Annotated in this window: 1 protein-coding gene; it reads right to left on the reverse strand. The window is 43.2% G+C overall.

Annotation, left to right across the window (positions count from 1 at the left end; translation table 11 throughout):
- Positions 1–3,405, reverse strand: a 3,405-nt coding sequence (locus AACZ11_RS12990; RefSeq protein WP_339832756.1) for an HYR domain-containing protein, incomplete at its 3' end; no start/stop codon positions are given.
- Positions 3,406–3,707: the final 302 nt, after the last annotated feature.

The raw sequence follows: 3,707 nt of genomic DNA on the forward strand, positions 1-3,707 counted from the left end.
GTCTGCTCCGGGATCTACCGTTTGGTCTGCAGGACAGGTGATCTCCGGTGCCAATAGATCAACCACAGTAATCACAGAGGTACAAGAAGCAATGTTTCCACTGGCATCGCTGGCAAATACGGTAGCCGTAATAGGCGTTCCAATGTCTGCACAGGTAACCATGGTCACATCCACAGCCAATACCGTGATACCACAGGCATCAAACGATAACGGACCTCCGGGGATCTCTACAAAGAATGCGTCTCCGTCTGAGTTGTCTAGAACCAATGTCCAGTTGGCAGGATCAAACTGACCTGTAAATCCACCTGTAAAATTAGTTACAGCAGTTTCATTATTACCAAAATCATTATCATCAGTCTGAGAACGGAATCCGAACACATCACCGGGCGCTAATGTTACGGTGGCAGTACCGGACTGATTTCCTAATGCAGGATCGGTCAATTGTGTATACGTACCGTTTACCAAATATCCAAAGCTGTCGAAACCTGGAATATCGTTTGAGGTGTAATCCCAATCGAAAGAAACAGTTTCAGCAGTTGCGACAGTAACTACAAAATCTGTAAGACCTTCAGTTCCTGAGGCATTATTACTTCCAATAACCATAGCATTGTATGTGCTAGGTGCAACACCAAGCAATGCCATAGGATCTACGGTTGCTGTTCCATCAGCACCTAGTTCAATAGTGGCATCCATACAGATAAGAACCGGATCGGTATCATCGATCACATTCACGGTTGCGATACAACTGGTAGAATTACCACTGTCATCGGTCACAAAAACCTCAACTTGATTTTCTCCTAATTGAGAACAATCGAAACTTACGGTTGTGTCAACGATAGCTCTAAACGTAATGCAATAGCTATTCAACTGTCCTGAATCACCTCCGGTATCATCATTGATGTTCAGGGTCCAGTCACCATCGATAGGCTCTCCGGCAAATACTGTATTAAACAAACCACCTTCAGCTTGAAAGTCAGGTTGAATGGATGCTGCGTCATTAAAGTCATCTACCAAATTGGCAGAGGCATCTGTGAACACAAGGGTTGCTGCGGTATCTAATCCGCTACTTCCACCATCGTCAAGCATTACATCCATCGTAATTCCGTTCGGAGATGTCAAGGTCATATCAATATCAGACGCCCAGGTATGTTCAATGTTTACCGTTACGTTATCCAATGTATAATCGGTACCAATAATACCTGTATCGGTTACAGTAGCGATAGAAGGATTCATATCTCCACTGGTACCTGTTGCAGGGATAAGCTCCGGGCTGTTCCCGCAATTAGTAATATTTGCAGCAGTTGCAGGCCCTCCAACAGTTACTGTATACCCACACGCTTCTTCAACGCTAGCGATCAACTCACTCGCGTCAATCGTAGCCATTCCGTTTGCATCCAATATTACGTCATAGGGTGCAGCACTTGGCAATTCATAATCGAATTGGAAATTATCCACGCCGGCTCCCCAAGCGAAGTCATCCTCATCATCATACATAAAACGTACTTGGAAGTTTGCGTTGGCATATGAAAGCATATCCAGAACCCCAGAATTTGTTGGCGGTGTATCTACATCAACAGATAAGATTTCTTGCCATGCAGCACCATCAAAGACTTCCACAGTAAACAAGCCAGAGTCTATAAATACTTGTAATGAATAGTCAAAAGATAAATCTGCAACGATAGCTCCGGTTAAGTCGTATACCGGAGAAAGCAGTTGTACTGTGTTGTCTAATTCTGAACCACCGGCTGCATCGTCATTAAAGATCGCCGCATTGGTAGCGAAGTCGGCGCCTCCTGGCATGGCAGCAGTTCCAAAGGTCCAATCTACCGTTCCGCTAACGATCATTGTGGACCATCCTGCAGGGATAGAAGCAGCTTCAAAGTCTTCAGTTTCAGAAAAGATTGAAGGAGCTCCAATACATGTAATCACCGGAGCTGTAGTATCTTCAACCGTAACAGTGGCTGTACATGAAGAAGAATTTCCTTCAGCATCAGTAACCGTCAATGTCACTGTATTGTCTCCTGTATTAGAACAGTCGAAAGTGTCCTGATCTAAAGAATAGGTAACAATTCCGCAGTTGTCTGTCGAACCGTTGTCAATATCTGCCGGGGTAATTGAAGCCATCCCGGTAACTGAATCTAATGTTACGGTTAGGTCTTGGCATACGGCAACAGGTGCTTCATTGTCTACCACCGTTACAGTAAACTGACAGGAAGTAGAATTCCCATCGCTGTCTGTAGCAGTAAATTCAATGATAGTGTCTCCTGTTGGGAAAGCACTTCCACTTACAGGTCCCATAGTTTGGGTTACGGAAATTGGCCCGTCTTCGGCATCGATCGCTACCGCATCGGTAAAGTTTACGATCGCAGAACATTCTCCAGGATTGGTATTTGACATGTTGTCCGGAGGACAAGCAATGGTGGGAGCTGTTCCAACAAATACACCTGTAATCTCGTATAGGTTTGCACTATCTGTAAAATATAGGCTAATATTACTTCCCGATGTTGCCGGTCCAAATTCAAGATCGTTGAATTGTGCCCCCGTAATTCCGGTAACAAAATCTGATACAGCACCGGAAGACAGGTCAACTTTACGGATAATACCCGCGGTTTGATCGAAATAATATGCAAATAAACCATCGGGGGTCACAGCAAAATGTGACTGTGCAGAGGTCATCGTTGCGATTACAGGAGAAACCGTTCCAGCCAAAAGATCCACGCGATGGAAATTTCCATTTCCACAGTAAATCAATTCATTCGGATTGGAAGTGCTCTCTAAAGTTTCGTTTCCGGGGTTAGGCAATGCGATAGGGGATAATGTTGCCACATACGTAGTTAAATCACGCACGTATAATTCGGTACCAATACTCCCATCGGTAGAATACAAGTTATTACCTATTACAGCTATACCAGCTTCAATACCACTATTAGCACCGGTATAAGATCCGGTAACCGTTCCTGTAGCTGCATCCACCTCTCTTAGCGTGTTCACATCTAGCTGAGAATAGAAAAACCCATTAGCAAATTCAACATCTGTCGCTACGAAAGGATAAAAAGGCCCCATACTGGACCAATCGGAATTTAGCAAGGTTACTGTACCTGCCGGAGTCACACTGTAAAGTGCACTCGCTGTATTTTGGCTTGCTAAGTAAATGGTACCCGTAGCATCATCTATAGCCATTCCAGCCATTTGCTCAGGCATCGTTGCCAACGTATTCACGGCAAAACCAGCTTCTACTGTTGTAGGAGGTAAAAAGGAACGTTGACTCCCAACGTTCATAGCCTTTTTTGAGGCCTTTGCTTGGACGGTATAAGCCCTTACTTTTGAACTCTGCTGTGCAAACGTAGCTTGAGGAACACTCAAACTAGCGATGAACAATAAGAGCAGTAATGTAATTTTTCTCATAAATTCATGAAATTTAAAATGATTTGGTAATTGTTTTAACTGCACGAATTTAGGACAAATAAAAGGCTAACAAAAGGAAAAATAGCACCTCGCCTTCTTAATAACTGGGCACTAGACGGTTAACACTGAAATTTTAACATTTGATTAAAAATCCGATGAAGTGCTATTTTTAATCGTCAAAATGCTAAATCACTAATTAAAAGCATGTTAGTCGAAAAAGATAAATTTGTAAGCATTTTTCAAAAATAAAAACCCCCGCTCTTTCGAGAAGGGGTTTTCTTTTGGTTGGTTATTATATAAGC

The organism is uncultured Altibacter sp. (assembly GCF_963972995.1).
Lineage (GTDB): Bacteria > Bacteroidota > Bacteroidia > Flavobacteriales > Flavobacteriaceae > Altibacter.